This window comes from Acidisoma cellulosilyticum (assembly GCF_020621385.1).
Lineage (GTDB): Bacteria > Pseudomonadota > Alphaproteobacteria > Acetobacterales > Acetobacteraceae > Acidisoma > Acidisoma cellulosilyticum.
In genome coordinates, this window is the sequence record NZ_JAESVA010000006.1 from 198,285 (window position 1) to 222,785 (window position 24,501).

General features: G+C 62.8%; 22 protein-coding genes. 11 read left to right on the forward strand and 11 right to left on the reverse strand.

Going from position 1 to position 24,501, the window contains the following annotated elements; translation table 11 throughout:
- Positions 1-62: 62 nt before the first annotated feature.
- The 9 genes from ACELLULO517_RS18365 to ACELLULO517_RS18405 all read left to right on the forward strand — a co-directional run bounded on the left by ACELLULO517_RS18365 (position 63) and on the right by ACELLULO517_RS18405 (position 11,157).
- Positions 63-1,295 (forward strand): SfnB family sulfur acquisition oxidoreductase, encoded by a 1,233-nt coding sequence (locus tag ACELLULO517_RS18365; protein ID WP_227308875.1) that lies wholly within the window; start codon positions 63-65, stop codon positions 1,293-1,295.
- Positions 1,296-1,311: 16 nt separating this feature from the next.
- Positions 1,312-2,700 (forward strand): LLM class flavin-dependent oxidoreductase, encoded by a 1,389-nt coding sequence (locus tag ACELLULO517_RS18370; protein ID WP_227308876.1) that lies wholly within the window; start codon positions 1,312-1,314, stop codon positions 2,698-2,700.
- Positions 2,697-3,905: an SfnB family sulfur acquisition oxidoreductase gene (locus ACELLULO517_RS18375; protein WP_227308877.1), complete on the forward strand. Its 1,209-nt coding sequence runs from the start codon at positions 2,697-2,699 to the stop codon at positions 3,903-3,905. Before ACELLULO517_RS18370 ends, ACELLULO517_RS18375 begins: the two co-directional genes overlap by 4 nt.
- Positions 3,905-5,419, forward strand: coding sequence for a sugar ABC transporter ATP-binding protein (locus tag ACELLULO517_RS18380; RefSeq protein ID WP_227308878.1), 1,515 nt, complete (start codon positions 3,905-3,907; stop codon positions 5,417-5,419). The genes ACELLULO517_RS18375 and ACELLULO517_RS18380 overlap by 1 nt, the downstream gene beginning before the upstream one ends.
- Positions 5,416-6,453, forward strand: a complete 1,038-nt coding sequence (locus tag ACELLULO517_RS18385) for an ABC transporter permease (RefSeq protein ID WP_227308879.1) — start codon at positions 5,416-5,418, stop codon at positions 6,451-6,453. The genes ACELLULO517_RS18380 and ACELLULO517_RS18385 overlap by 4 nt, the downstream gene beginning before the upstream one ends.
- Position 6,454: 1 nt before the next feature.
- Positions 6,455-7,438: an ABC transporter permease gene (locus tag ACELLULO517_RS18390; RefSeq protein WP_227308880.1), complete on the forward strand. Its 984-nt coding sequence runs from the start codon at positions 6,455-6,457 to the stop codon at positions 7,436-7,438.
- A 31-nt stretch (positions 7,439-7,469) separates the two neighbouring features.
- On the forward strand, positions 7,470-8,447 hold the full coding sequence (locus tag ACELLULO517_RS18395) for a sugar ABC transporter substrate-binding protein (protein ID WP_227308881.1): 978 nt from the start codon (positions 7,470-7,472) through the stop codon (positions 8,445-8,447).
- A 33-nt stretch (positions 8,448-8,480) separates the two neighbouring features.
- Positions 8,481-9,851 carry an LLM class flavin-dependent oxidoreductase gene (locus ACELLULO517_RS18400; protein ID WP_227308882.1) on the forward strand — a complete coding sequence of 457 codons (1,371 nt, stop codon included), beginning with the start codon at positions 8,481-8,483 and terminating at the stop codon, positions 9,849-9,851.
- A 61-nt stretch (positions 9,852-9,912) separates the two neighbouring features.
- Positions 9,913-11,157 carry an acyl-CoA dehydrogenase family protein gene (locus tag ACELLULO517_RS18405; protein ID WP_227308883.1) on the forward strand — a complete coding sequence of 415 codons (1,245 nt, stop codon included), beginning with the start codon at positions 9,913-9,915 and terminating at the stop codon, positions 11,155-11,157.
- An 89-nt stretch (positions 11,158-11,246) separates the two neighbouring features.
- Here the strand turns inward: ACELLULO517_RS18405 and ACELLULO517_RS18410 are convergent, their stop codons facing one another.
- The 6 genes from ACELLULO517_RS18410 to ACELLULO517_RS18435 all read right to left on the reverse strand — a co-directional run bounded on the left by ACELLULO517_RS18410 (position 11,247) and on the right by ACELLULO517_RS18435 (position 17,349).
- Entirely contained in the window at positions 11,247-12,233 is a 987-nt protein-coding gene (locus ACELLULO517_RS18410) for an aldo/keto reductase (protein ID WP_227308884.1), read from the reverse strand.
- Between the two features lie 153 nt (positions 12,234-12,386).
- Positions 12,387-13,211, reverse strand: coding sequence for an NAD-dependent epimerase/dehydratase family protein (locus ACELLULO517_RS18415; RefSeq protein WP_227308885.1), 825 nt, complete (start codon positions 13,209-13,211; stop codon positions 12,387-12,389).
- A gap of 33 nt (positions 13,212-13,244) precedes the next feature.
- On the reverse strand, positions 13,245-14,183 hold the full coding sequence (locus ACELLULO517_RS18420; RefSeq protein WP_227308886.1) for a 5-dehydro-4-deoxyglucarate dehydratase: 939 nt from the start codon (positions 14,181-14,183) through the stop codon (positions 13,245-13,247).
- Between the two features lie 63 nt (positions 14,184-14,246).
- On the reverse strand, positions 14,247-15,074 hold the full coding sequence (locus ACELLULO517_RS18425) for an ATP-binding cassette domain-containing protein (protein WP_227308887.1): 828 nt from the start codon (positions 15,072-15,074) through the stop codon (positions 14,247-14,249).
- Positions 15,074-16,174 (reverse strand): ABC transporter permease, encoded by a 1,101-nt coding sequence (locus ACELLULO517_RS18430; protein ID WP_227308888.1) that lies wholly within the window; start codon positions 16,172-16,174, stop codon positions 15,074-15,076. Before ACELLULO517_RS18430 ends, ACELLULO517_RS18425 begins: the two co-directional genes overlap by 1 nt.
- Positions 16,175-16,278: 104 nt before the next feature.
- Positions 16,279-17,349: a sugar ABC transporter substrate-binding protein gene (locus tag ACELLULO517_RS18435; protein ID WP_227308889.1), complete on the reverse strand. Its 1,071-nt coding sequence runs from the start codon at positions 17,347-17,349 to the stop codon at positions 16,279-16,281.
- 163 nt (positions 17,350-17,512) lie between these two features.
- Here ACELLULO517_RS18435 and ACELLULO517_RS18440 point away from each other — a divergent pair, with 163 nt between their 5' ends.
- Together ACELLULO517_RS18440 and ACELLULO517_RS18445 are read left to right on the forward strand one after the other, a co-directional pair.
- Positions 17,513-18,562, forward strand: a complete 1,050-nt coding sequence (locus ACELLULO517_RS18440; RefSeq protein ID WP_227308890.1) for an aldo/keto reductase — start codon at positions 17,513-17,515, stop codon at positions 18,560-18,562.
- Between the two features lie 55 nt (positions 18,563-18,617).
- On the forward strand, positions 18,618-19,358 hold the full coding sequence (locus tag ACELLULO517_RS18445) for a FadR/GntR family transcriptional regulator (RefSeq protein ID WP_227308891.1): 741 nt from the start codon (positions 18,618-18,620) through the stop codon (positions 19,356-19,358).
- Positions 19,359-19,369: 11 nt separating this feature from the next.
- Here ACELLULO517_RS18445 and ACELLULO517_RS18450 read toward each other — a convergent pair whose 3' ends face one another.
- Genes ACELLULO517_RS18450 through ACELLULO517_RS18470 form a run of 5 tightly spaced genes read right to left on the reverse strand, consistent with a single transcriptional unit; the run spans position 19,370 to position 24,489 of the window.
- Complete coding sequence (locus tag ACELLULO517_RS18450; RefSeq protein WP_227308892.1) at positions 19,370-20,152, reverse strand: SDR family NAD(P)-dependent oxidoreductase; 783 nt, start codon at positions 20,150-20,152, stop codon at positions 19,370-19,372.
- Positions 20,149-20,922, reverse strand: a complete 774-nt coding sequence (locus ACELLULO517_RS18455) for an SDR family NAD(P)-dependent oxidoreductase (protein ID WP_227308893.1) — start codon at positions 20,920-20,922, stop codon at positions 20,149-20,151. Before ACELLULO517_RS18455 ends, ACELLULO517_RS18450 begins: the two co-directional genes overlap by 4 nt.
- Positions 20,923-20,953: 31 nt before the next feature.
- Positions 20,954-21,940 carry an ABC transporter permease gene (locus ACELLULO517_RS18460; RefSeq protein WP_227308894.1) on the reverse strand — a complete coding sequence of 329 codons (987 nt, stop codon included), beginning with the start codon at positions 21,938-21,940 and terminating at the stop codon, positions 20,954-20,956.
- Between the two features lie 27 nt (positions 21,941-21,967).
- On the reverse strand, positions 21,968-23,455 hold the full coding sequence (locus ACELLULO517_RS18465) for a sugar ABC transporter ATP-binding protein (protein WP_227308895.1): 1,488 nt from the start codon (positions 23,453-23,455) through the stop codon (positions 21,968-21,970).
- Between the two features lie 17 nt (positions 23,456-23,472).
- Positions 23,473-24,489, reverse strand: coding sequence for a sugar ABC transporter substrate-binding protein (locus tag ACELLULO517_RS18470; RefSeq protein ID WP_227308896.1), 1,017 nt, complete (start codon positions 24,487-24,489; stop codon positions 23,473-23,475).
- Positions 24,490-24,501 lie beyond the last annotated feature (12 nt).

Genomic DNA, 24,501 nt, shown 5'->3' on the forward strand with positions numbered 1-24,501 from the left:
AATTGCCAACGAACGTACAACTAGCCATTGTGCCGTTAATAGCGATTCACAAGGCTGAAACCATGAGCAGCGCTCTGCGGACGGACGACAATCACGAGGCTGCGGTTTCAAGACCGGTGGCGCCGATCATTCGCGATGACGCCGAAGCGATACAGGTCGCCCGCGCCCTGGCACCGGATCTCGCCGCAGGCGCGATCGAGCGTGACCAGAAACGCATCCTGCCGCGTGCGGAGCTGGATCTTTTCTCATCCTCCGGCCTCTGGGGCATCACCGTGCCGCGGGCCTATGGCGGCGCCGATGTTTCCTTCGCAACGCTGGCGGAAGTCATCGCCACCATCTCCGCCGCCGACCCCTCCATCGGGCAGATTCCGCAGAACCATTTTGGCGTCGTCGAAGCGCTGCGCGTGACCGCGAATGAGGAGCAGAAGCGGCGCTTCTATCGGGGCGTTCTCGAAGGTCGACGCTTCGGCAATGCCTTTTCCGAATCCGGCAGCAAGCATGCCGGCATTTTCGATACCAAGCTTGTGCGCGACGGTGAGATCTATCGCGTCACCGGCCAGAAATTCTACGCCACCGGCGCGCTATTTGCCGATATCATCCCCATCGCCGCGACGGCCGAAGACGGCAACGCCTATCTGGTCTTTGCCGATCCGAAAGCGCCCGGGCTGACCGTTACCGACAACTGGTCCGGTTTCGGCCAGCGCACCACGGCCAGCGGCGCTGTCACGCTCGATCATGTGGCGATTGCCGCGCGCGACGTCGTGCCAGCCTATCTCGGCTATGATCAGCCCTCCGCCAACGGCCCTGTCTCACAGATCATCCAGGCGGCGGTCGATCTCGGCATCGCTCGCGCGGCGATCGCCGACACCATAGACTTCGTCCGCACGCGGTCCCGCCCTTGGGTCGATAGCGGCCGCGAAACGGCGGCCGAAGACCCCTATACCATTGCCGCTGTCGGTGATCTGGTCATTCGCCTGCATGCGGCCGAGGCCATTCTCGCCCTCGCCGGCACATCCGTTGATGCTGCGATCGCCGAAGCGACCGAACAGACCGTCGCCGCCGCGTCGCTGAAGGTCGCCGAAGCCAAGGTTCTCACGACGGAAATCGCTCTTCTCGCCGGCAATAAGCTGCATGAGTTGGCGGGCACCCGCTCCACCTTGCAGCAGCATGGGCTTGACCGGCATTGGCGCAATGCCCGTACCCATACGCTGCATGATCCCGTGCGCTGGAAATTCGCCCTCATCGGCAACCACACCCTGAACGGCGTGCTGCCGCCGCGTCATCCCTGGAATTGACGGCAGGATCACGCTCATGACGCGCCCTATCCTATTCAACGCTTTCGACATGAATTGCGTTGTCCACCAATCGCCCGGCCTGTGGCGGCATCCGCGTGACCGCGCCGATCGCTATTCCGATCTCAGCTACTGGACCGATCTCGCCCGCATTCTGGAGCGCGGCAAGTTCGACGCCTTGTTCATGGCCGATGTGCTCGGCGTCTATGACGTCTATGGCGGCAATACCGATCACGCCTTGCGGGAAGGCACCCAGGTGCCGCTGAACGACCCAATGTTGTCTGTCTCGGCCATGGCGGCGGTGACCGAGCATCTGGGATTCGGCGTCACCTGCACCCTCTCCTACGAACCGCCCTTCACCCTCGCGCGCCGCATTTCGACGCTCGATCATCTGACCAAGGGTCGCATCGGCTGGAACATCGTCACCGGCTATCTGGACAGTGCCGCGCGCGGTGTCTCCGGCGCCGCCAGCCAGCCCAAGCATGACACGCGCTATCAGATCGCCGAAGAATATATGGAGCTTGTCTACAAGCTTTGGGAAGGTAGCTGGGAGGAAGGCGCGGTTCTGCGTGACCGCGACAGCGGGGTTTTCACCGATCCCGCCAAGGTCCATCGCATCCGGCATGAGGGCGAATTCTTCAAGCTCGATGCCATTCACCTCAGCGAACCGTCGCCGCAACGCACGCCGGTTCTGTTCCAGGCCGGCACCTCAAGCAAAGGGCGGGATTTCGCCGCCCGGCAAGCCGAATGCGTCTTCATGGCCGCGCCCAGCAAGACCGTGGCGCGCGGCTATGTCGCTGATATCCGCAAGCGCGCGGCCGCCTATGGCCGCGATCCCTATAGCATCAAGATCTTCAACCTCACCACGGCCATTGTCGGCGCAACGCCGGACGCCGCGCGCGAGAAACATGCCGACTATCGCAGCTATGTCAGCATCCCCGGCGCGCTGACCTTGCTCTCCGGTTGGACGGGCATCGACTTCTCGGCCTACGACCTCGATGAGCCTTTGCGCTATATCCGTAATGAGGCAGTGCATTCAGCCGTGGAATCCTTCACGACGGCCGACCCTTCCCGCGTCTGGACGGTGCGGGAGGTCGCGGAATGGATCGGCATCGGCGGCTTCGGTCCGCTGCTGGTCGGCTCCGCCAGTGAGGTCGCGGATGAAATGGAATCCTGGGTGGCGGAAACCGATCTGGACGGTTTCAACCTCGCCTATGCCGTGACCCCGGAAAGTTTTGTCGACATCGCAGATCTTCTGGTGCCGGAACTGCAGCGTCGCGGCCGCTACAAGACTGACTATGCGGCCGGCACGCTGCGCGAAAAGCTGTTTCCCGGCCATGGACCGCGACTGAGCGACACACACCCGGCCGCCCAATCCCGCAAGACCATCCTGAGGGCCGCAGAATGAGCGCTGCTTTTGATCTGCGCGGGCAAACCGCCCGCATTCGCGACGGTGCTGAGGCGATCGCCGTGGCACACCGCCTGGCGGCGGCATTCGCACCCGGCGCGGCCGAGCGTGACCGCGACCGCCGCCTTCCGCATGCGGAGATGGACCGCTATTCGGAAAGCGGCCTTCTCGCCATCACCGTGCCGAAAGCCTATGGCGGCGCCGGCGTTTCCGCGGCAACCCTGGCGACGGTCACGGCTATCATCGCGGCCGCCGATGGCAGCATCGGCCAGATTCCGCAAAACCATTTCTTCGTCATCGAAGCCATCCGCCTCACCGCGACCGAAGTGCAGAAACGCCATTGGTTCGAGCGCGTTCTGCAGGGCGAGCGCTTCGGCAATGCGTTGAGCGAAGCGGGCACGAAAACCGCCCATGACTATGCAACCTTTCTGAAGCCTGACGCGCAAGACTTGCTCCGCCTCAATGGCCGCAAATTCTATTCGACCGGCGCTTTATTCGCGCATTGGGTGGCAGCCGTCGCCAAGGACAGGAATGACCGGCTGGTCTTCGCTTTCCTGAAACCCGACACGGCGGGCGTCACGCTGATCGATGACTGGTCCGGCTTCGGCCAGCGCACCACCGGCAGCGGCACCACGATCTTCGAGAATGCGATTGTCGACCCCCTCGGCGTCATCCCCTACCAGAACGCCTTCGATCACCCGACCTCGATGGGACCTCTGGCGCAGATCATCCATGCGGCGGTCGATATCGGCATCGGCCGCGCGGCCTTGGCTGAGACGATCGACTTCGTGCAGCATCGCAGCCGGCCCTGGATCGATAGCGGCAAGGAAACGGCGGCCGAAGATCCCTATACCATCGCACAGATCGGCGATTTGACCATCCGTCAGAATGCCGCCGAAGCCCTATTGGCGCGCGCCGGCCGCTATGTCGACGCGGCGGCCGAAACACCCACGGAGGAGACGGTGGCCGAGGCTTCGGTCGCCGTCGCCGAAGCCAAGGCGTTCGGGACAGAAGCGGCGTTGACGGCCGCCAATAAATTGCATGAACTGGCCGGCACGCGCTCGACCCTGGCCGCGCATAATCTCGACCGGCACTGGCGCAATGTCCGCGTCCATACGCTGCATGATCCCGCGCGCTGGAAATATGCCGCCATCGGCAATTACTATCTGAACGGCATCAAGCCGCCGCGCCACGGAGCGATTTGATGGCGCAGCCTGCTCTGGCGCTCCGCGATCTGGTCAAGACCTTCGGCGCGACACGCGCGCTGGACAATGCCAATCTGGTCGTGGAACGCGGTGCCATCCATGGCCTTATCGGCCAGAACGGCGCTGGCAAATCGACCATCATCAAGATCCTGGGCGGGCTTTACAAAGCGGATAGCGGCTCAGTCACGATCGACGGCCAAACGCTGACCCATGTCTCGCCAAGGGCGATCGAGCATCTCGGCATTCATATCATCCATCAGGAAGCGCTTCTGGTGCCCAGCTTCACGGTGGCGGAAGCGCTGTTTCTGGGCGCGGAACCCGGCATCGGTCCCTTGCTGTCCCGACGCACCATGCGCAAACGCGCCGAAGATATCATCGGCAGCTATTTCGACATGATGCTGCCACGCGACGCGCTGATTGGGGAATTGAGCGCCGCCCATCGGCAGATCGTGCAGATCACGCGCGCCTTGCTCAATCGCCCCGCCGTTCTGGTCTTCGATGAACCCACGGCCTCGCTGGTGCGGCGGGAAGCGCATCGGCTTTTCGGGCTTATCCGTCGCCTGCGCGATGAAGGCACATCGATCGTCTATATTTCGCACTACCTTGAGGAAGTGCAGGACCTTTGCGACAAGGTGACGGTCCTGCGCAACGGACGGGATGTCGCAACCTTGGACCCGCGCGACACGCCGCTGCAGGACATTGTCTCCCTCATGATCAATCGCGAGATTGGCGACATGTTCCCCAAATCGGCGGTGCCGATCGGCAAACCTGCGCTCAGCGTCCAGGGTCTGACCCGGCGCGGCCATTTCACGAATGTCGATTTCACGCTGCATGCGGGCGAGATTCTCGGCCTCACCGGTCTCGTCGGGTCCGGGGCCAAGGAAGTCCTCGCGGCCATCTTCGGCCTCGCACCCGCCGACCAGGGCAGCATCACGACCCATGGCAAGCAAGGCGCCGTCGGCTCTCCCGCTGGCGCCATCCGCCGGGGCCTCGGGCTGGTGCCCGAAGACCGGCGCGGCCAGGGCATCGCGCTCGATATGTCGGTGCGCGAGAACACCACCCTTGCCAGTCTGGGGAAGCTCACCCGCTTCGGCTTCATCAGCCGGCGCCGCGAGGCTGAGACTGTGCGGCAGCTGATCGCGCGCCTCGGCATCAAAACGCCGGGGCCGGATGCGCGGGTGCGCGATCTCAGCGGCGGCAATCAGCAAAAGGTCGTGCTCGCCAAATGGCTGAGCGCCGCCTCCGATATTTACCTGCTCGACGAGCCGACGGTCGCGATCGACGTCGCGGCCAAGGTGGAGATCTATCGCCTCTTGGGTGATCTCGCGCAGCGCGGTGCCGCCGTGCTGATCCTCTCCTCCGATCTGTTGGAGTTGCAGGGCATCTGCGACCGTATCCTAGTCCTCCATCGCGGCCGCATCACCCATCGGCTGCGGCCGGCGGACACGACGCCGGAGGAGATTCTGGCGGCCGCCACCGGCGCTGCCGGCCTCGGTGAAAGCATCGCGGCATGAGCAGCAATGTCCTCGCCGATCAAGCGCCCGCTTTCACCGAACGCTCTGTCGATCTGGAAGATCGGGATATCAGACGCGCCCGCCGCCAAAGCCAGGTCATCCGGCTTGGCTCCATCGCCGCGCTGATCGCGGTCTTCGCCTATTTCAGCGCCGTCGCCCCTGGTTTTGCCAATCTCGGCAATATCGCGAATGTCATCGAGCAATCGGCCGTGCTGGCTTTGCTCGCCTTCGGTATGAGCATCGTCGTGCTCGGCGGTGGTGGGGATGTCATCCGCGGCGGTATCGATCTATCGCTCGGCGCTAATCTCGGCCTTTGCGTCGCGGTCTTTGCGGTCGCATCCAACGCCGGCTTCAGTGACTGGCTGGCGGTCGCGATTACCTTCGGCACCGGGGCCGCTGTCGGCTTGCTCAATGCAATCGCCGTCGTCGGGCTTGGCGTCCTGCCGCTTCTGGCGACCCTTGCGGTGATGAATATCTGCGCGGGCGCCGAACTCGTTCTCACTCAGAACACGGTGATATCGACCAATTCGCCGCTGCTCGGCTCTATCGTCGGCCTGTCCTGGCTGGGGCTTTCCGTCACCGACTGGGTTCTGGTCGCGGCCACGGTTGTGCTGATTGTCCTGGTGCAGGGCACGCGCTGGGGGTTGCGATTGCAAGCCGTGGGCGGCCAGCGCCAGGCCGCGCGTGCTGCCGGGCTCCGCGTGCAGGCCTATCTGGCCGGCACCTATGTCGCGGCGGGACTTCTGGCAGCCCTCGCCGCCATCCTGCAGGCGGCGCGGCTCAGCGGCAGTTCGCCGGGCTCGGGCGATATCCTGCTCTCGGTCGTGCTCACCAGTCTGATGAGCACCGTCTTTTCGCGGCGCCTGCTGCCCACCATCGGCGGCACGCTGCTCAGCGTGCTGTTTATCGGCAGCCTGATCAACGGCTTCCAGCTTCTCAACGTCTCCAGCTATTGGGTGAACGGCGTGCAGGGCGTGCTCATCCTGTTCGTCGTCGCCGTGCGATCGCTGTCCACCCGCCGTGGGGGCGCCTGACATGTCGGCTTCCGTCCCTATGGGTCGCCCCATCGGCGCCCAGCTTGTCCGCGTCACCACGCCCGCCGCTCTCATCGCCCTTTTCCTGATCTTCGCGGCGATCTCACCGACTTTCCGCACGCCCGGCAATATCCTCCATATCCTGGTCAACAACTTCTCTCTCCCGGCCTTGGTCGCGCTGGGGATGACGCTGGTCATCTCTGCCGGTGGGATCGATTTGTCGGTCGGCGTCGCCGCAGATATCGCGGCCATGCTGGCCGTCACATTGATGGAGCATGGCTCGGGGCTCGGCCTCAGCCTCATCGCCGGTATCGGCGGCGCACTCGTCGTCGGGCTGCTCGATGCCCTGCTCATCACAGTCTTCGGCATCAGCCCCTTTCTCGCGACGCTCGGCGTGCTTTTCATCGGCGAGAGCGTGCAGCAATTGGCGACCAACGGCGGCACACCTATCTACCTCGTCTCCAACTATCCTGCCGCTGGGCTGGACTATCTCGCCCATGGGCAGATCCTCGGCCTGCCGCTGACACTTTGGCTGGTCGCGCTCGCCGTCGTCCTGGTGCAGGTTCTGCTGAGCAGCACCGCCTTCGGCAGGCATTTGCGTGCTATCGGCGCCGAGCCCCGCGTCGCCTGGCATTCGGGCCTGCCGGTGCGGCGGACGACCTGGCTTGTCTATCTGCTATCGGCGCTGCTTTGCGGTCTCGCCGGTCTGCTGCTCTCGGCGACCGTCAAATCCTATGTGCCGCTATCGGGCAATGCCTTCATGCTGGACGCGATCGGCGCGGTCTTTGTCGGCACAACCATCAGCCGCGAGGCGCGGCCGAATGTGCTCGGCACGCTGCTCGGCGTCTTCTTCTTCGGCATGCTGCATAACGGCCTCCTCCTGATCGGCTGGAATTTCTACTGGCAGCAGGTCGCTATCGGCCTTCTGGTCTTCATCGTGCTCGGCATCAGTTTCCTGAGCCGGCGATTGCAGACCGCCGACTGACTTTTCTTTCGTATAAGACAAGGATAAAACAATGTCGTTTCGGAAACGCCTTCTGGCCGGGCTTGCGCTCACGCTCGGCCTCGGCTCCCTCGCGGTCTCGGCGGCCCAGGCACAGGACGCCCCTAGCCTGAAGGGCAAGCGCATCGGCATCACCGTCGCGGGCACCGAACATTACTGGGATCTGAAAGCCTATCAGGGCCAGATTGACGAGGTGAAGCGCCTCGGCGGTATCCCCATCGCCCTTGATGCCGGCCGCAACGACAGCCGCCAGATCGCCCAGATCCAGACCCTGATCGCGCAGAAGCCTGATGCCATCGTCGAGCAGCTTGGCAGCGCGCCGGTGCTGCAACCCTGGCTGAAGAAAATCCGCGCCGCCGGTATTCCGCTCTTTACGGTCGATACCATCTCGCCCTACAGCATCAACGACACCACCTCGGACAATTACAGCATCGGCGAGAAACTCGCTTTGCAACTCGCGAGTGACATCAAGGGACGCGGCAATATTCTCGTCTTCAACGGTTTCTACAGCGTGCCCGTCTGCGCCATTCGGTATGACGAGCTGAAGCTTGTGCTGCGCGCCTTCCCCGATATCCATATCATCCAGCCGGAACTGCGCGACGTCATTCCCAATACGGTGCAGAACGCCTATTCCCAGGTCACCGATATGCTGCAGAAATATCCGAACAAGGGCGATATCGCAGCCATCTGGTCGGCTTGGGATGTGCCGCAGGTCGGCGCGACCCAGGCTGTCCTCGCCGCGCACCGGACCGAAGTGCGCACCTATGGTGTCGACGGCAGCCCGGATGTCGTGAAGATGGTGGCCGATCCTGCCTCCCCGGCTTCCGCCGTCGCCGCCCAGCAGCCCTATCTCATCGGCAAGACGGCCATCGATACGGTTGCGCGCTATCTCGCCGGCGATCATGACCTGCCGCCCTATACCTTCTTGCCCGCCATTCTGGTGAACAAGCAGAACGCGGCCGATGCGGCCAAGGCACTGGGACAGTCCTGATCGCCCTCAATCCATTCCGCCCGGACCATCGCCATGGCTAAGCCGCTGCGCCTCAACGCTTTCACCATGGCGACGCCGGATCATCTCTCGCCCGGCCTATGGCGGCATCCACGCAGCGATGCCGCCCGCTATCACCAACGCGGCTATTGGACGGAGCTTGCGCGCATTCTGGAGCGCGGGTTGTTCGATGGTCTGTTTATCGCCGATACTTTGGGCGTCAGCGATGTCTTCAAGGCCAGCCGGGATACGGCCCTGGCCGACGGGCTGCATCTCCCCGTCAATGATCCGCTTCTCGCCGTCTCGGCGATGGCGGAGGTGACGGAGCATCTGGGTTTCGGCGTCACGGTCTCCATGACCTACGAACATCCCTTCCAGCTTGCCCGCCGGATGTCGACGCTCGACCATCTGACGGACGGCCGCATCGGCTGGAATATGGTCACTTCGGCACTGGACAGCGCGTCGCGCGCCTTCGGCCGCGCGGCGCAACTGCCCCATGATTCGCGCTATGACATGGCCGATGAATACGCGGCGCTTTGCTACAAGCTTTGGGAAGGTAGCTGGTCCGATCGCGCCGTCATCAATGATGCGGCCAGCGGCCGCTATGTCGATCCGGCCCAGGTGCGATCCATTCATCACGACGGCGCGCATTTCAAGCTGGACGCCATCCATCTTTGCGAACCCTCCCCGCAACGGACGCCTGTCCTGTATCAGGCGGGTGCCTCGCCGCGCGGAAGGCGCTTCGGCGCGGAAAACGCAGAATGCATCTTCATCGGTGCGCCCTCCAAACGCGTGCTCGGCACATTCGTGGCGGCCGTGCGGGACAGCATTCGCGCGGCCGGGCGCGACCCGCATGAGGTACTGATCTTTGCCGAACATACAGTGATCGTCGGCAAGACGGACCGGGAAGCGGCGGCCAAGGAAGCCGAGTATCGGCATTACTGCTCGGACGAAGCGGCACTCGCGCTGATGTCCGGATGGATCGGGACCGATCTCAGCCGCTACAAGCTGGACGATCCCTTTCACCATATCGACAGCAATGCCATCCGCACGGCCGTGGAAGCGATGAGTTCCGCCGATCCCGATCGCGTCTGGACCATTCGGGAAATCGCCGCCTGGTGCGGCATCGGCGGCCTCAGCCCGGTGACGACCGGCTCGGCCGAGCGTGTCGCCGATACCCTCATCGCCTGGACCGAGGAAACCGATATCGACGGTTTCAATCTCGCCCATGCCGTCACGCATGAAAACTTCCGGGATATCGCCGATCTTCTGGTGCCGGAATTGCAGCGCAGAGGCGTCTACAAACAGGCCTATGCGCCCGGTACCCTACGCCAGAAGCTGTTCGGCCGTGGCGACCGCTTGCCGTCGCATCATCCCGCCGCCGCCCATCGCTGGCCAGCCGAATGACAATTCAGATGATACCGCAACATTCTTCGGCACTCCCTTTGCCGGACAACAGGACAAACAGATGATGGCCTATGACCGTTCCAATCTCCCCGACGACGTCAAGCTGGGCTCCGGCTGGGGCAGTGCCGGCGATCCGGAATGGGACGGACTGACCAAGCGCTTCCGCCCGGTCTTCGCGCGCATTCGTGAAGACGCCGTCAAGCGCGAACTTGGCCGCGGCCTGCCGCATGACGAGATCGGCTGGCTGCGCGAAACGGGTTTCACCGCCATGCGCGTGCCGCAGGAGGCCGGCGGCCTCGGTGTCAGCCTGGTCAATTTCTTCGCGCTTCTGATCGATCTATCGGAGGCCGATTCCAATATCACCCAGGCGCTGCGCGCGCATTTCGGCTTCGTCGAGCATATTCGCACGGAAGCACCACCGGCGCGCCAGGCGCGATGGTTCGACCGGCTATTGCGGGGCGATGTCGTCGGCGCCGGCTGGTCCGAACTCGGCAACGCGAAACAGGCCGCCTTCTCGGCGGAACTCCGCCAGACGGCAGAAGGATGGCGGCTCAACGGTTCCAAATTTTATACCACCGGCACGCTGTTTTCGGATTGGGTGCATGTCGGCGCCTCGGATAGTGAGGGCAATGGCGTCAGCGTCGTCGTCTCCCGCCATGCGCCGGGGGTGGAGGTATTGGACGACTGGAACGGCATGGGTCAGCGTCTCACCGCCAGCGGCACCACGCATTTCCGCGATGTGCCCGTGGAGGATTGCGAAATCGTGAGAGAGCGCGCGCCCTTCGGCTATTCCGAGGCCTTCTTTCAACTGGTGCATCTGGCGACGCTTGCCGGCATCGGCCGCGCCGCCGCCAGTGACACCGCATCCATCCTGCGCATCCGCAAGCGGAGCTACAGCAATGCAACGACCGCTATGGCGCCGGAGGACCCTCAGCTGCTGCAGGTCGTGGGCCGCGTGCGGGCCCATGCCTATGCCGCCGGCGCCATCGTTCACCACGCCGCGCGCGCCTTGGACAAGGCCGCCGCCATCGGCAATGATCAGGATCCGGCGCTGATCGCGGAGGCCGAGATCGAGATCTGGCAGGCGCAATCGGTCGTATCTCAGCTGATCATCGATGCCACGGCGTCCCTCTTCGATGCGCTCGGCGCCTCCGCCACGCTGCGCGACGCCGGACTTGATCGCTACTGGCGGAACGCCCGCACCATCAGCTCTCACAATCCGCGCGTCTATAAGGATCGCATCATCGGAGATTTTGCCGTCAACGGCCGCATTCCGCAGGGCCAATGGCGTATCGGGCAGGCATGAAGCCGGTCCAAACCCGAGAGCAGATCCCGGTCAGATGGAACCATCTGACCGGGCCAGGATGCTCGCAAAAACAATAATTTAAGGCGAAATCACCACCGGGCGTGAACGTAAGGGCGAATGTCCGCGTCGTAGATCCCGCGCAAAGTCTCCATGACCTGATCCGATAGCGGCGGCAGCGCGGCGGCCGCAGCGTTGGATTCCGCCTGCTCGGGATTGCGCGCACCCGGAATAACGACGGATACGGCCTCGAACATCAGGATCCAGCGCAAGGCCAGACGCGCCATGGTCGTATCGTCACCCACCAGCGGACGGATTTTCTCGACCGCTTCCAGCCCGACCTCGTATGGCACGCCGGAGAAGGTCTCGCCGACATCGAAGGCTTCGCCGTGCCGGTTGAACTTTCTGTGGTCGGACTCCGCGAATGTCGTCTCTGCCTTGAACTTACCCGACAGCAATCCGCTCGCCAGCGGCACGCGCGCGACGATCGCGACATCATGCGCCCGCGCCTGATCGAACAGCAGCGCGATCGGCCTGCGGCGAAAGATATTGAAGATGATCTGGATACTGACGACACCGGGATAGTCCAAAGCCTTCAGCGCTTCCTCAACCCGCTCGACGCTCACGCCATAGTCGCGGATAAGCCCCAAAGCCTTGATCTCTTCCAGGGTCTCGAACACCTCGGGATGGTAATAGAGGTCGGTCGGCGGGCAATGCAGCTGCACGAGATCGAGCTGGTCCATCTCCAGATTTTTCCGGCTGCGGTCGATCCAGGCGAGAAGATTCGCACGGCTATAGCCCTCGACCGTCTGTGCCGGCAGCCGCCGGCCGGCCTTCGTCGCGACAAAGGGCCGCTCGCCGCCACGCTCCTTCAACACGCCGGCAATCAGCCTTTCCGAATGCCCGTCGCCATAGACATCGGCCGTGTCGAGGAAGGTGACACCGGAATCGAGTGCCGCGTGCAAAGCCTTGCGCGAGGCCGCATCATCGACATCGCCCCAACTGGCCCCGATGGCCCAGGCCCCGAACCCGATTTCGCCGACGGCTTTGCCGGTCTTGCCGAAGAGTCTCGTTTTCATGTCGTCCCTCACGTTTCTACAGACATTCCGCCTGATCCGCACGGTATATCGCGTCGATCATTCTGGCCATTGTACGAACAGCGCCAGTTCGGACAGCGCCAATCCAATCACCCGATGCCGGGGTCCAATGCCCGTCTTTAGAAATGCCCGTCTTCAGAACAGATCCTTGGGCGGAAGACCATCCCTTGTATAGTCGACGGTCACGAAACGGCCGCCCTGCAGGCTTTCGGCGATCACATCCTGCGTGACGATCCCCTCCACTTGGTCGATGAACCCATCGGAACTGTCCTTCGGCCGCCATCCGATGCGGACACGTCCATCATCCCGCCAGAAGCTGCGGCTGTTATCGGATGCGCCCCATATCACGGTGAACCCGACATGCTCGGCTTGCGCGCAGCACTGCATCAAGGCGATGAAATCGTCATGAGACAGCCAGGTCGACAAAAACCGGCGGTCTGTCGGCTCCGGCAGGGTAGACCCGATCCGGACGACGACACTCTCAACCGCATGTTTTTCCCAATAGACCCGCGCGAGCATCTCGCCATAGGCTTTGGACAGGCCGTAATAGCCGTCCGGCCGCAAGACGCAGTCCTGGTCCAGCGTCTCCGACCTGTCATAAAGTCCCACGACATGAACCGAAGACGGAAAGACCACCCTAGCGCGGTGCCGCCTTGCCGCCTCGTAGATATGGAACGTGCCGCGGTAGTTGGGACCCAGGATCTCCTCGAAGGACTGCTCGGTTGATATGCCGCCGTAGTGAAGGATCAGATCGCAGCCCGCCGCCGCGTCGATGACAGCGTCCTTGTCTTCCAGCGACATCTCGAAAAACCGGGCGCCACGCGGCAAAGCGTCCGGAAAGGGCCGGATATCGGTCATGCGCAGCTGCCAGCCGCAGGCGCTAAGGCGCTGCGCCAGCACGCGCCCCAATTGTCCCGCGGCGCCCGTCAATAATGCGATGGGTTGAGGATTATGCGCCATAGGCTTCATCCGGCTTCGTTCGGTTGCATGGACCTAAGCGACGGGCATGCCGCATTGCTCCATCAATAGGCGCAAAGACAATTCCTCATCAGCCGTCAGGTCAAGAAGTGGCGTCCGCACCGCGCCGCAATCGCTGCCGCCGATCCGCACGCCGGCCTTGACGATCGAGACCGCGTAGCCCGCGCGTCTGTTGCGGATCGCGAGATAAGGGAGAAAAAACCGCCGCATCAGATCATCGACGACAGCCTGCTCGCCTGCGCGCCAGGCCTGAAAGAAGGCCAAAGCCGTCTCGGGCGCAAAATTATAGATGGCGGAGGAATAGGTGGTGATGCCGGCATTCGGCGTCGCGCTGGCGTAAACCTCCGCCGTCGGCATGCCGCCGATGAAGATGAAGCGATCTTCCAGACGGTAGCGCAGATTGACCAGCATCTCTGTCGCGCCAACGCCGTCCTTCACGCCGATCAGATTAGGACAGGTCTCCGCGACCGCCAGAAGGGTATCGGCGGCATAGATCGCATTGTCGCGGTTATAGGCGATGACACCGATCCCAACGGCCTTGCAGACTGCTTCCAGATGGCGCCGCAACCCCTCCTGCTCGGAATTCACAAGGTAGGGCGGCAGCACAAGGATACCGTCCGCCCCCGCCGCCTCGGCTGCCTTGGCCAGGTCAACCGCCATATCCGTGCCATAGCCGACCCCGGCCAGCAGCGGCATATGGTCCGGCACTTCCTCGGCCGCAGCGCGCACCACGCTTTTGTATTCGTCGAACTTCAGGGAAAAGAACTCGCCCGTGCCTCCGGCGGCGAATAGCGCGACCGCCCCGGCCAGCCCCTGGCGCGACACATGCGCGCGGTAACCCGCCTCATGGAAAACGCCCGACGCGTCGAAATACGTGACCGGGAAGGAGAGCAGACCGCTCGTCACGCAGGTTGCTAAATCACTCGGAGAAAAGGCCACAGATCCGAACTCCATTCGAATGCCGTCCGGCGGGTGCCGTCCGGACGCATCATGAACTTGGTGATGACAAAGGTTAGGTCAGGGCACAGCCGCCAAGGCGATCTCGGCATCCTCGGGACGCAAAAGCCTGCCGAGGCCGGATTTGACCGTCCGCGTCAATTCCTCCTCGGTGATGTCGGAGGTCGCGGCATCCAAAACGATCTCGCCGGAATGCAGAAAATTGATCCGGTCGCAAACTTCGAAGATCTGACTGTAGTTATGGACGATCAGGATGATCGAGACTTCCCGCTCCCGCCGCAGCTTCTGTACAAGCCCCAGGACATGCGCGCTTTCCCGCACGCCCAGCGCCGCCAGCGGCTCATCCAGGATCAGCACGCTCGGCGCGGAATAGATCGATCGCGCAACCGCCACGCATTGCCGCTGCCCGCCCGAAAGCCGGTCGACCGTGCTGTTCACGTTCGGAATATTGATGCCGAGCGTGCTAAGATATTCCTCCGCCATGCCACGCATCTTCTGGTTGTCCAGGAATTTCATCCCGAACATGCGCTTGCGATATTCCCGGCCGATGAACATGTTGTGGTAGATGCTGAGGTCACCGATCAAGGCAAGATCCTGATAGACCGTCTCGATCCCTTCGGACCGCGCGTCACGCGGTGACTCAAAGCGAATGGGTTTGCCTTTGGACGTGATCGTACCGCTGTCCGGCTTGTGATATCCGGACAGCACTTTGATGAGGGTGGATTTCCCGGCCCCATTGTCGCCGACAAGGGCCAGAACCTCGCCCTTGCGCAGCTTGACGCTGACATCGACCAAGGCCGTGACCGCGCCGAAGCTTTTGCTGACATGCGACATTTCCAGGACCACGGGCGCGTCGTCGCTTAGCCTTGGCGTGTTCATGTTTTGCATTAGATCCGCCTCCGCGCGCGCAACCGGTTGACCTGCACGTTGAGTATCATCGCCCCAAGGATGGCGGCCCCGAGATAGATATCCGAGACCGTCGCCTGCGCGCCGACCATGACGAGCCCGTTATTGAGCGTCGCCACGACAAAGGCGCCGATCAATGCGCCCACGACTGTGCCGGAGCCACCGAGCAGCGACGTGCCGCCGATGACCGCCGCCGCAATCGCCTGCAGCGTCAGGAAGGGGCTACCCGCCTGCGGATCGGCCGATGAGAACTGCACCGTGTTGATGATGCCCGCGAAAGCGGCCAGGCCGCCTGCGAGCATGAAATTGTAGATCTTGATACGGTCGGTTCTGACGCCGATCTCGCGCGCGCCGATGATATTGCTACCCGTCGCGATGGTGTGCAGGCCGAAGGTCGTCCGGTTGAGAACCAGGGCGATGACGATGACGGCCGCCAAGGTCCAAAGGAAGGGCGTAAAGGCCGTCACCGCGTGCCAGGACAGCAGCGAGTCGTCCGGCTGAAACAGGTTCTGGCCGAACAGGGCGTTGAACGGCTCCTGGATCGGCGCGACGATAGGCTGGCTGTCATTGATCCAGACGACGATACCCTGGAACAGAAACAGCGTTCCGACCGTCGTGATCAGCGACGGCACGCGAAACCGGACCGTCACGACACCGTTCAGAACGCCCACCGCGACGCCCATGACAAGGCTGATGATCGCGGCCAAAGGCAGCGGCACACCCAGGGAATTCGCCATCAGCACCATGCTATACGGTGCGAGGGAAAAGACGCTGCTGACGGACAGATCGATCTCGCCGGTGATCATCAGCATCACCTCGGCGATGGCGATCAAGCCAAGCCGGCCGGTGTCGCGCAGCACGACGCTCAGAAACTGCGACGTCAGAAACTGGTTGTCGCTGCCGATCTGAAAATAGATGACGAGTAGAACGGCCACCACCGCGATACTTGCCTCCCGGTAGCGGGAGAGCAGCGTCAGCGCCTTGTCCAGCGGCGTGGTCGGCCTTTGAAAGCCGACACTGCGCTTCCCCGCCGGGCTCAGCGCCCCGACCGGGTCATTCTTGATATTTGACACTATGCCCACGGTCCTCGTTTCCTGATCATCACCGTGCTTACCTCAGTGATCGGCCGCCCCTCGCGATACTGGTGGCGAGGGGCGTCGCGACGTTTCCAGTCTTGGTCGAATACTTAGACCGGCTCGGCGCGCGCCGTGCCCTCGAACCGAGACTTGCCCAGATACTGGTCGATATTGTCTTTGGTCACATAGGCCTCGCTCGTATTGGTATCGGCGGTGCCGACCAATCCTTGCGACAACTTCCACATATACATCTGCTGGACCGGCAGAAATCCCTGCAGATAGGCTTGCTGGTCGGTCGTGAAGGTCATGTCGCCGGATTTGATATAGCCCAGCGTCTGCGGGAAAAGATCGAAACCCGCGACAATCACGCCCTTCTTGGCCAGACCGTACTGAGCCGAGACGAAGCCCGCCGCATAGGTGTCCGACCCACCCGTCGTGAAAATACCCGCGACATTCTTATGGCTGAGCACATAACTGCCGATGCGCGAAATCTCCGTGGCCGCATCAACACCGGTATTGATCACATCATAGGTCACCGGATTGCCGTTGTCCTTGATGCATTGGATATAGCCGTCCAGCCTCGGTTGCTCGTTCAAAGACCCCGGCATGCCGATAGACAGCATGACATGGCTGCCCTTCGGCACCATTTTCAGCCATTTCTCGGCGATATTGTACCCAGCCTGAAACAAGGGCTGCCCGATATAGGACAGACGCTTATTGGGGCTGCCCTTGGGCACATCGGCATTGAAGGCGACGACAGGAATGCCGGCCGCCGCCGCGCGTGCGGTTGCCGCATCAAACGCCGTCGGGTCGACCAGACATACAGCGATCCCGTCGGCCTTTTCGGCGATGGCCGTCTCCATCGCATTGACCATCTCAGACACGACATTGTTCTGAGAGCCGGTCCATTGGTAATGGCAGCCGAAAGCCGCACAAGCGTCCTGAATGCCATACTGCGCCGGGACAAAGAACTGGTCCAAGGTCACATGGCAAACGAAGACGAATTTATAGGGTTTCTTGGGCAAGCCGGGATAAGGGCCCGACTGCGCCAGAGCCCTGCCGGCGGCCCCCGCCATCCCGATCGTCCCGATCCCCGTCGCGGCCAATAGACGCGCGGCTGACCGCCGCCCCATGCCCCGCGCAACCGCCCGGCCTAAGCCAAGGTCGTCAATTTGATCCACACGAGCCTCCCGTTTTGTTTTTTTTGCTTTGGAGCAAGAACCGGCACCGCCGCACCCTTGTGACCCTGTAGTCAGGTTACATTGTAATATGACAAATTTTCTGTCAATGTCTTTTCACGTCCGGCCCAAGGCCGGGCAAGCAGAGGGACAAGAGAACAAAAAAATGACAGATGCCTTTGCCACCCGCCGGATCGGGAAAACCAACCTCCATGTCACTGAGCTCGGAATAGGCGGCACGCCCTTCGGCAATATGTATCGGCCAATGGAGCCCAGGGATGTCACCGCCACCGTCGCGACCGCGATGGATGTCGGCATACGCTATTTCGACACGGCGCCCGTCTATGGGTTCGGCCTCAGCGAAACACGGCTCGGCGAAGGCATCCGCGATCTGCCGCGCCAGGATATCGTTGTGTCATCCAAGGTCGGCTACAGTCTGGTGCCCATCAGCCCGTCCGAACTCAAGCCGCAGCTTTGGGCCGAGCCCCCTGCGATGCGGGCGGATTTTGACTATACGCGCGATGCCGTGCTGCGCGGTGTCGAGGAAAGCCTCAAACGGCTCAAGACCCCTTATATCGACATGCTCGCGATCCATGATCCGGATGAGGCGGTCGATGTCGGCGCCGGTATCGATCCCTTCAGCAAAAGCCATTTCAAGGCGGCGATGGACGGGGCCTTTCCCACCCTGGCCGAACTCCGCGCCCAGGGCGTCATCAAGGCGATCGGCGTCGGCATCAATCAGTGGCAGATGCTCTGCGATTTCGCTGAAGCCGGCGATTTCGATTATTTTCTGCTCGCAGGCCGCTATACCTTGCTTGATCAAGACTCCATGGACCGGCTGCTGCCGCTGTGTGAAAAGCGATCGATCAGCCTGATCGTCGGTGGTCCCTATAATTCGGGCATTCTCGCGACCGGCGCCATTCCGTCTGCGACCTATGATTATCGCCCCGCGAGCGATGCGATCAAAGACAAGACCAAGGCCATCGAAGCCGTCTGCGGCCGGTATGGGATTCCTCTGCAAGCGGCGGCGCTGCAGTTTCCGCTTTTGAATCCCTTAGTCGCCAGCATCATCCCGGGTGCCAGGTCGGTCGAGGAAGTGCGCGCCAATGCGCAATACGTGCGTCACCCGATCCCGCCGGACTTCTGGCTTGAACTCAAATCCGCAGGCTTGATCGACCCCAGATCCCCGGTCGCCAGATCTCCGGTCGGCGGATAAAACTTGACAGGTCCAAGGCTAATCGGAAGACAAGAATCGCACCAAGGAACGGCTCATGCCTCAGACCCCGGCTGAAGACCTGCGGATAGCCCCTTCCCCCACGCGGACCGCTCAGCTTGCTGAGCGGATCGGCCGGGATATCCGCGCCGGGCGTCTGCAGCCGAGCCAGAAGCTGCCGACGGAGCAGGAGCTGATCGCGCAATATCAGGTGAGCCGCACGGTCGTCCGAGAGGCCATGGCAACGCTCCGCACCGAAGGGCTTATCGTCAGCCGCCAGGGGGCCGGGGTCTTCGTGGCGGACCATACCGCCGCGCGGCCCTTCCGAATCGTCTCCGAGGAGCTGAAGTCGCTCGTCGAAATCGAGAATGTCCTGCAGCTGCGTCTCGCGGTCGAGGTCGAGGCCGCCGGGCTCGCGGCCGAGCGGCGTACCGACGAAGACATCGCCTTGATCGGACGCGCGTTGGAGAGCATCGACGAGGCCATTGCGAGAGGTGCCTCAGCCGTCAAGGAGGATCTGGACTTCCACTGCGCCATCTCGGCCGCGACCGGTAATCCCTATTTCCAGCGCTTCATGCAGTTCCTGGGTCCCGTTATCATTCCGCGCCAAACCATTCGCGTCGGCCTTGAAACCGTCGAGGAGCGGCGATCCTATGTCAGCCAGGTCCAGAAGGAGCATCGCCAGCTTTTCGAGGCCGTCCGTCAGGGGGACAGCAAACTGGCGCGCCGCTGCGTGCGCACGCATCTGGAAGCCAGCCGCGATCGCTACCGGAAGCTGGCGGCCGGCCATCATCGCTGACACCCCCAGCGCTATTGCGCCAGGAATCCGCCATCGACCGCCAGGGTGTGCCCGGTAATCATGCTTGCAGCCGGGCTGGCCAGAAAGGCGATGGCATGCGCCACATCCTCGGCTTCCGCCAGACGCCCGAGCGGCGTCACCTCCCGGATGCGGCGCATCAGATCCGGGTTTTCCTCCAGCTGGCCGATGAAGGACGTGCGGGTCCAGGTCGGTGCCACGGCATTGACCCGAATGCCATACCCTGCCCATTCCACCGCCAAAGCGCGCGTCATATTCACGATCGCCCCCTTGGTCGTCTGGTAGGAGATATTGGGGTAAAGCCCGCCCCCTGACAGACCCATGATGGAGGCCGTGTTGACGATGACGCCGCCAGCGCCGCGCTTCACCATCAGCCCGGCCGCCGCACGGGCGCACAGGAAGGCGCCGGTCATATTCACGGCGACCACGGCATCCCAATCGGCGATATCAAGCTCAAGGGACGGCCGACGGATGGCCCGGCCGGCATTATTGACCAGGATATCCAATTGCCCTTCCTCGGCCGCGATCGTCTCGAAGCCAGAGGTCACGCTGGCCTCAGATGCCACATCCAGGGTCAGCCCGCGCGCCAGCCCTGGGGCAAATTCCTGCGCTGCGGCGGCCGCCGCAGCGCCGTCGATATCGGTCAGGATGACGCGGCAGCCCAGGGCGACCAGAAGCCTGGCAGTCGCCAGACCGATGCCCTGCGCCCCACCGGTAATCAGGGCAACCTTGCCATCGGCGCGGAAGGGCAGCAGGAGCGGATCCGGGCCTGTCATTGCGCCAGATAACCGCCGTCCACCGGCAGCACCACCCCTGTGATGAAGGAGGCCTCGTCCGAGGCCAGGAACAGGATGGCGTTCGCCACCTCCACCGGCCGGCCGACACGCCCGATCGGGTGGCGGGATGTCACGCCCGCCACATATTCGTCCGACAGTTTCGCGAGCGCCGCCGTCGCGATGGTGCCCGGCGCGACGGCGTTCACGCGCACGCCCCGGGTCGCCAGTTCTACGGCCAGATGCTTGGTGATGCCCGAGGCCACGAATTTGGCCGGGCCATAGACCGCCTGCCCGCTCTGCCCGGCCTCGCCCGAAATCGAGGACAGACAGACAATGGCGCCGCCGCCGGATTGCAGCATGGCCTCGGCCGCATATTTGCAGGTCAAAAACATCCCGCGCCCGTCCACCGCCATGACGTGATCGAAATCAGCCGCCGTCGCCGTCAGCAGATCGAATTCGGGGATGATCCCGGCATTCGCGACCAGGACATCGATGCGCCCGAAGGCGCTGACCGAGGCCGCCACCATCGCGCGCGCATCCGCGTCCTTGGACACATCGCCCACGACGCTTTGGACATCGTTGCCGGCGGCGGCAATGATCTCTCGCAAAGCCTCCAGCCGCTCGGCCGCGATATCGTTGATGATGAGACGCGCGCCTTCCGCCGCGAATAGCAGCGCCGTCGCATAGCCGATGCCGTTGGATGCCCCGGTGATGAGGACGGCTTTGCCCTTCATACGGCCGAGGCCGGCGGGAATCGCTTGCGTGTTCATGATAAGCCTTTCATTGCCGTGACGCTTAAGCTCAGGATTTGCGGCGCTTCTGGTTCAGACTGTCGATCAGAACCGCGCCGAAGATGACCGCGCCCTGAATGAACTGAACCCAGAAGGGCTGCACATTCTTCAGGGTCAGGCCGTTATTGATCAGTCCGATGATCAGCACGCCCAGCAGCGTGCCCAATATGCTGCCTTTGCCGCCGAACAGCGACGCGCCGCCGATGACGACGGCGGCAATGGCATTCAGCTCCAGCCCCACGGCCGCGATCGGCTGCGCGCTGTCCAGCCGGCCTGCCAGAATGACGCCGCCCAATCCGGCAAGCGCGCCCGAAATGATATAGACGATGGCCAGCGTGCGACCCACGGGAATGCCGGCCAGCCGCGCGGCCTCCCGATTGCCGCCGACGGCATAGACCTCGGCACCGAAGACCGTGCGCGCCAGCACCAATCCCGCGACCAGAAAGACGCCGAGCGTGATAAGCGCTGCCACCGGAAAGGGACCCAGATTGCCGCCGCCGATATTGTCGAAAGCATCGGGGAAGGAGAACAGCGTATTGCCGTTGGTCACGATGAAGGCGAGGCCGCGCGCCATCGCCAAAACCGCCAGACTGACGATGAAGGGACTCATATTCAGGAATGTCACCGCAAAAGCGATGAACCCGCCGGATAAAGCGCCGATGCCGATACCGACGATGATGGCCATGGGAACCGGCACATGCGCATTCAACGCCAGACCGGCCATGACCCCGGTAAAAGCGACGACGGAGCCGACCGAAAGATCGATGCCGCCCGTCACGATCACGAAAGTCTCGCCCACCGCGACGATGCCGATCAGCGAACTCGCGAGCAGGATCGACAGAATATTCGCCGACGTCAGAAAGGCCGGCGTCGTCAGCGCGAGATAGATCGAGATCGCGAGAAAGCCCACGACAATCGTAAGCTCATTAAGCGCGCGGGTGATGGACGCCAGTCCGAAACCGCGACGCTGAGGGGTTGAGGTTTGAGCGGATGCCATCGGGAGCCTTCTATTCTGAACGTCTGATTAACCGAGCGCCGCAAGCTGCATGACCCGCTCCTGGCTGAATTCGCTCCGTGGCAGGGCACCGGCAAGACGCCCTGCCCGCATCACAAGAATCCGGTCGCAAATCCCCAGCAGCTCGATCATGTCCGACGACACGACCAGGATCGCACTGCCTTGCTCCGCCAAAGCATTGATCAGCCGATAGACCTCGACCTTGGCACCGACATCGATGCCGCGCGTCGGCTCGTCGAGCAGGAAGACGCGCGGATGGGTGGTCAAAGCACGACCCAGAACCACCTTCTGCTGATTGCCACCGGACAGGGATTGCACCACTTGCCGGGTATTCGGGGTTCGGATGCGAAGCTCCGCCACCGTCTTATCGGCCAGGCGATCGATGCGCTTCGGCGCCAAGATGCTTCGGAACCAGGACAGTTTGCCGAGCGTCGACAAGGCAAGATTGCTGCGGATCGGGAAAGGCATCACCAACCCCTCCCCCTTCCGGTCTTCCGGCACGAAGGCGAGGCCGGCAGCGATCGCATCGCGCGGCGAGCGGATGCGGGCGTCTCGGGTGCCGACCCGCACACGGCCGCCGCTGCTCGCCAAAGCCCCGTAGATGGTCTTGAGGACCTCCGTGCGCCCAGCGCCGATAAGGCCGCCCAGGCCCACCACCTCCCCCGCGCGCACCGCGAAGGACACATCGCTGAAGGCCCCCGGTGCCGCCAGCCCTTCCACCTCAAGCAGAATATCGCCGACCACGGCATGCCGCTCGGGGAACAAGGCGTCGATCGGCCGGTTGACCATGGCCTGGATCAGGCTGGCCTCCGTCCAGTCGCCGACCGATCTGGTCTCCACCGCCATGCCGTCGCGCAGCACGGTGACGCGATTGCAAATCTCGAAGACTTCTTCAAGGTGATGACTGATGAAGACAAGACCGACGCCGGCGTCACGCAAAGCTTCGATGGTCGCGAACAGAATGCGTTGCTCGGCGGTCGTGAGCGTTGCGGTCGGCTCGTCCATCACGATCACCCTGGCCGAGCGTGACAAGGCCCGGGCGATTTCCACCAGCTGCTGCTGAGCGATGCCAAGGTGACGCACCCGCGCCTGGGGCGAGACCGCCAGCCCGACCCGCTCCAGCAAGGTCTTGGCCTGGCGATTGAGCTGGGCCCGGCGCACCGCCCCCAAAGCCCCGCGCGGCAGATTGCCGAGGAAGATATTCTCGGCCACCGACCGATCCGGCACCAGGCTCAATTCCTGATGGATGACGATGATACCGGCATCAAGCGCATCGCGCGGCCGATGCGGCGCGAAGGGCGCGCCTTCCAGTTGCATCTTGCCGGCATCCGGCGGAAAGACGCCGGCCAGGATCTTCATCAAAGTGGATTTGCCGGCGCCGTTCTCACCGACGATGCCGAGCACCTCCCCCTTATCGAGGGAGATGCTGACATCGGACAGCGCTTTCACGCCCGGAAATCCTTTGGAGATGGCTTGCATCTCCAGCAGATTTGCCATGGTCGATTGTCCCCGGATTACTGGCTGACCTCGTCGCCCCAAAGCCCATAGGCCTTGGCGGCCGGGCTATCGATATTGGCCTTGGTCAGCAGCATATGCGGCCAGAACTGATGGGCCGGAATTTTGCTTTTGTCGCCGCTGAGATAAGCCTCGACATAGGCGACCGATTGCTTCGCCATGGTCAGCGGATTCTGCGACAAGGTGCCGTCCATCTGTCCGTTGCGGATGGCGCTCAGCGCTTGTTCCGTGCCGTCGATGCTGATGATGATGATATGTTTGGGGCTGCCGATCGGCGCGAAGCGATTGGCCTGGCGGATGGCGCGGATGGCGCCAACGGCATTGTCGTCATTGCCGTTGAAGATCGCGTCCATATCGCTATGCGCGGCCAGAAGCTGGGTCGTGATATTGAAACCCTTGTCGGCATCGAAATCGGCCGCCTGACGGGCGATCAACTTCAGATCGGGATTGTCCTTCTGCAGCGCCGCGAACTCGGTCGCGAAACCCTGCTCGCGCTCATCGCCCGCCGTCGTGCCAAGCAGGCCCTCAAGGTCCACAACATTGCCCTTGATCGACCCGTAGCGCTGCTTCAGTTGGGCGGCGATGAAATCCGCGCCTTCCTTGCCCAGTTCCACATTGTCTGTCTCAAGGAAATTGACCTGACAGTCGCCGCAGGCAGCACCGCGGTCCAGCGTGAAGACCGGAATGCCTTTCTTATTCGCTTCCTTGACGACAGGCACAATGGAATTGGCATTGATCGGGTTCAGGATCAGTGCCGCGACATGCTGGTTGATCAGGTCGGTGACCTGATTGGTCTGGGTATTGGCGTCGCCATTGGCGCTGGTATTGATCAGGGTCAGATTGGGGTGCGCGCCAATGCCTTCCTTCACGCCCTTGGTCATGCCCTGGAAGAAGGGATTGGCGAGCGTCGCGACGCTCAGCCCGACGACATAATCGGCTGCCCGCACCGGCGAACTCGACCAGGCAAGGCAGGTTATCGCAATCGCGGTGGCGACAGTCCGTTTAACATTCGGCATGATTTTGACCCT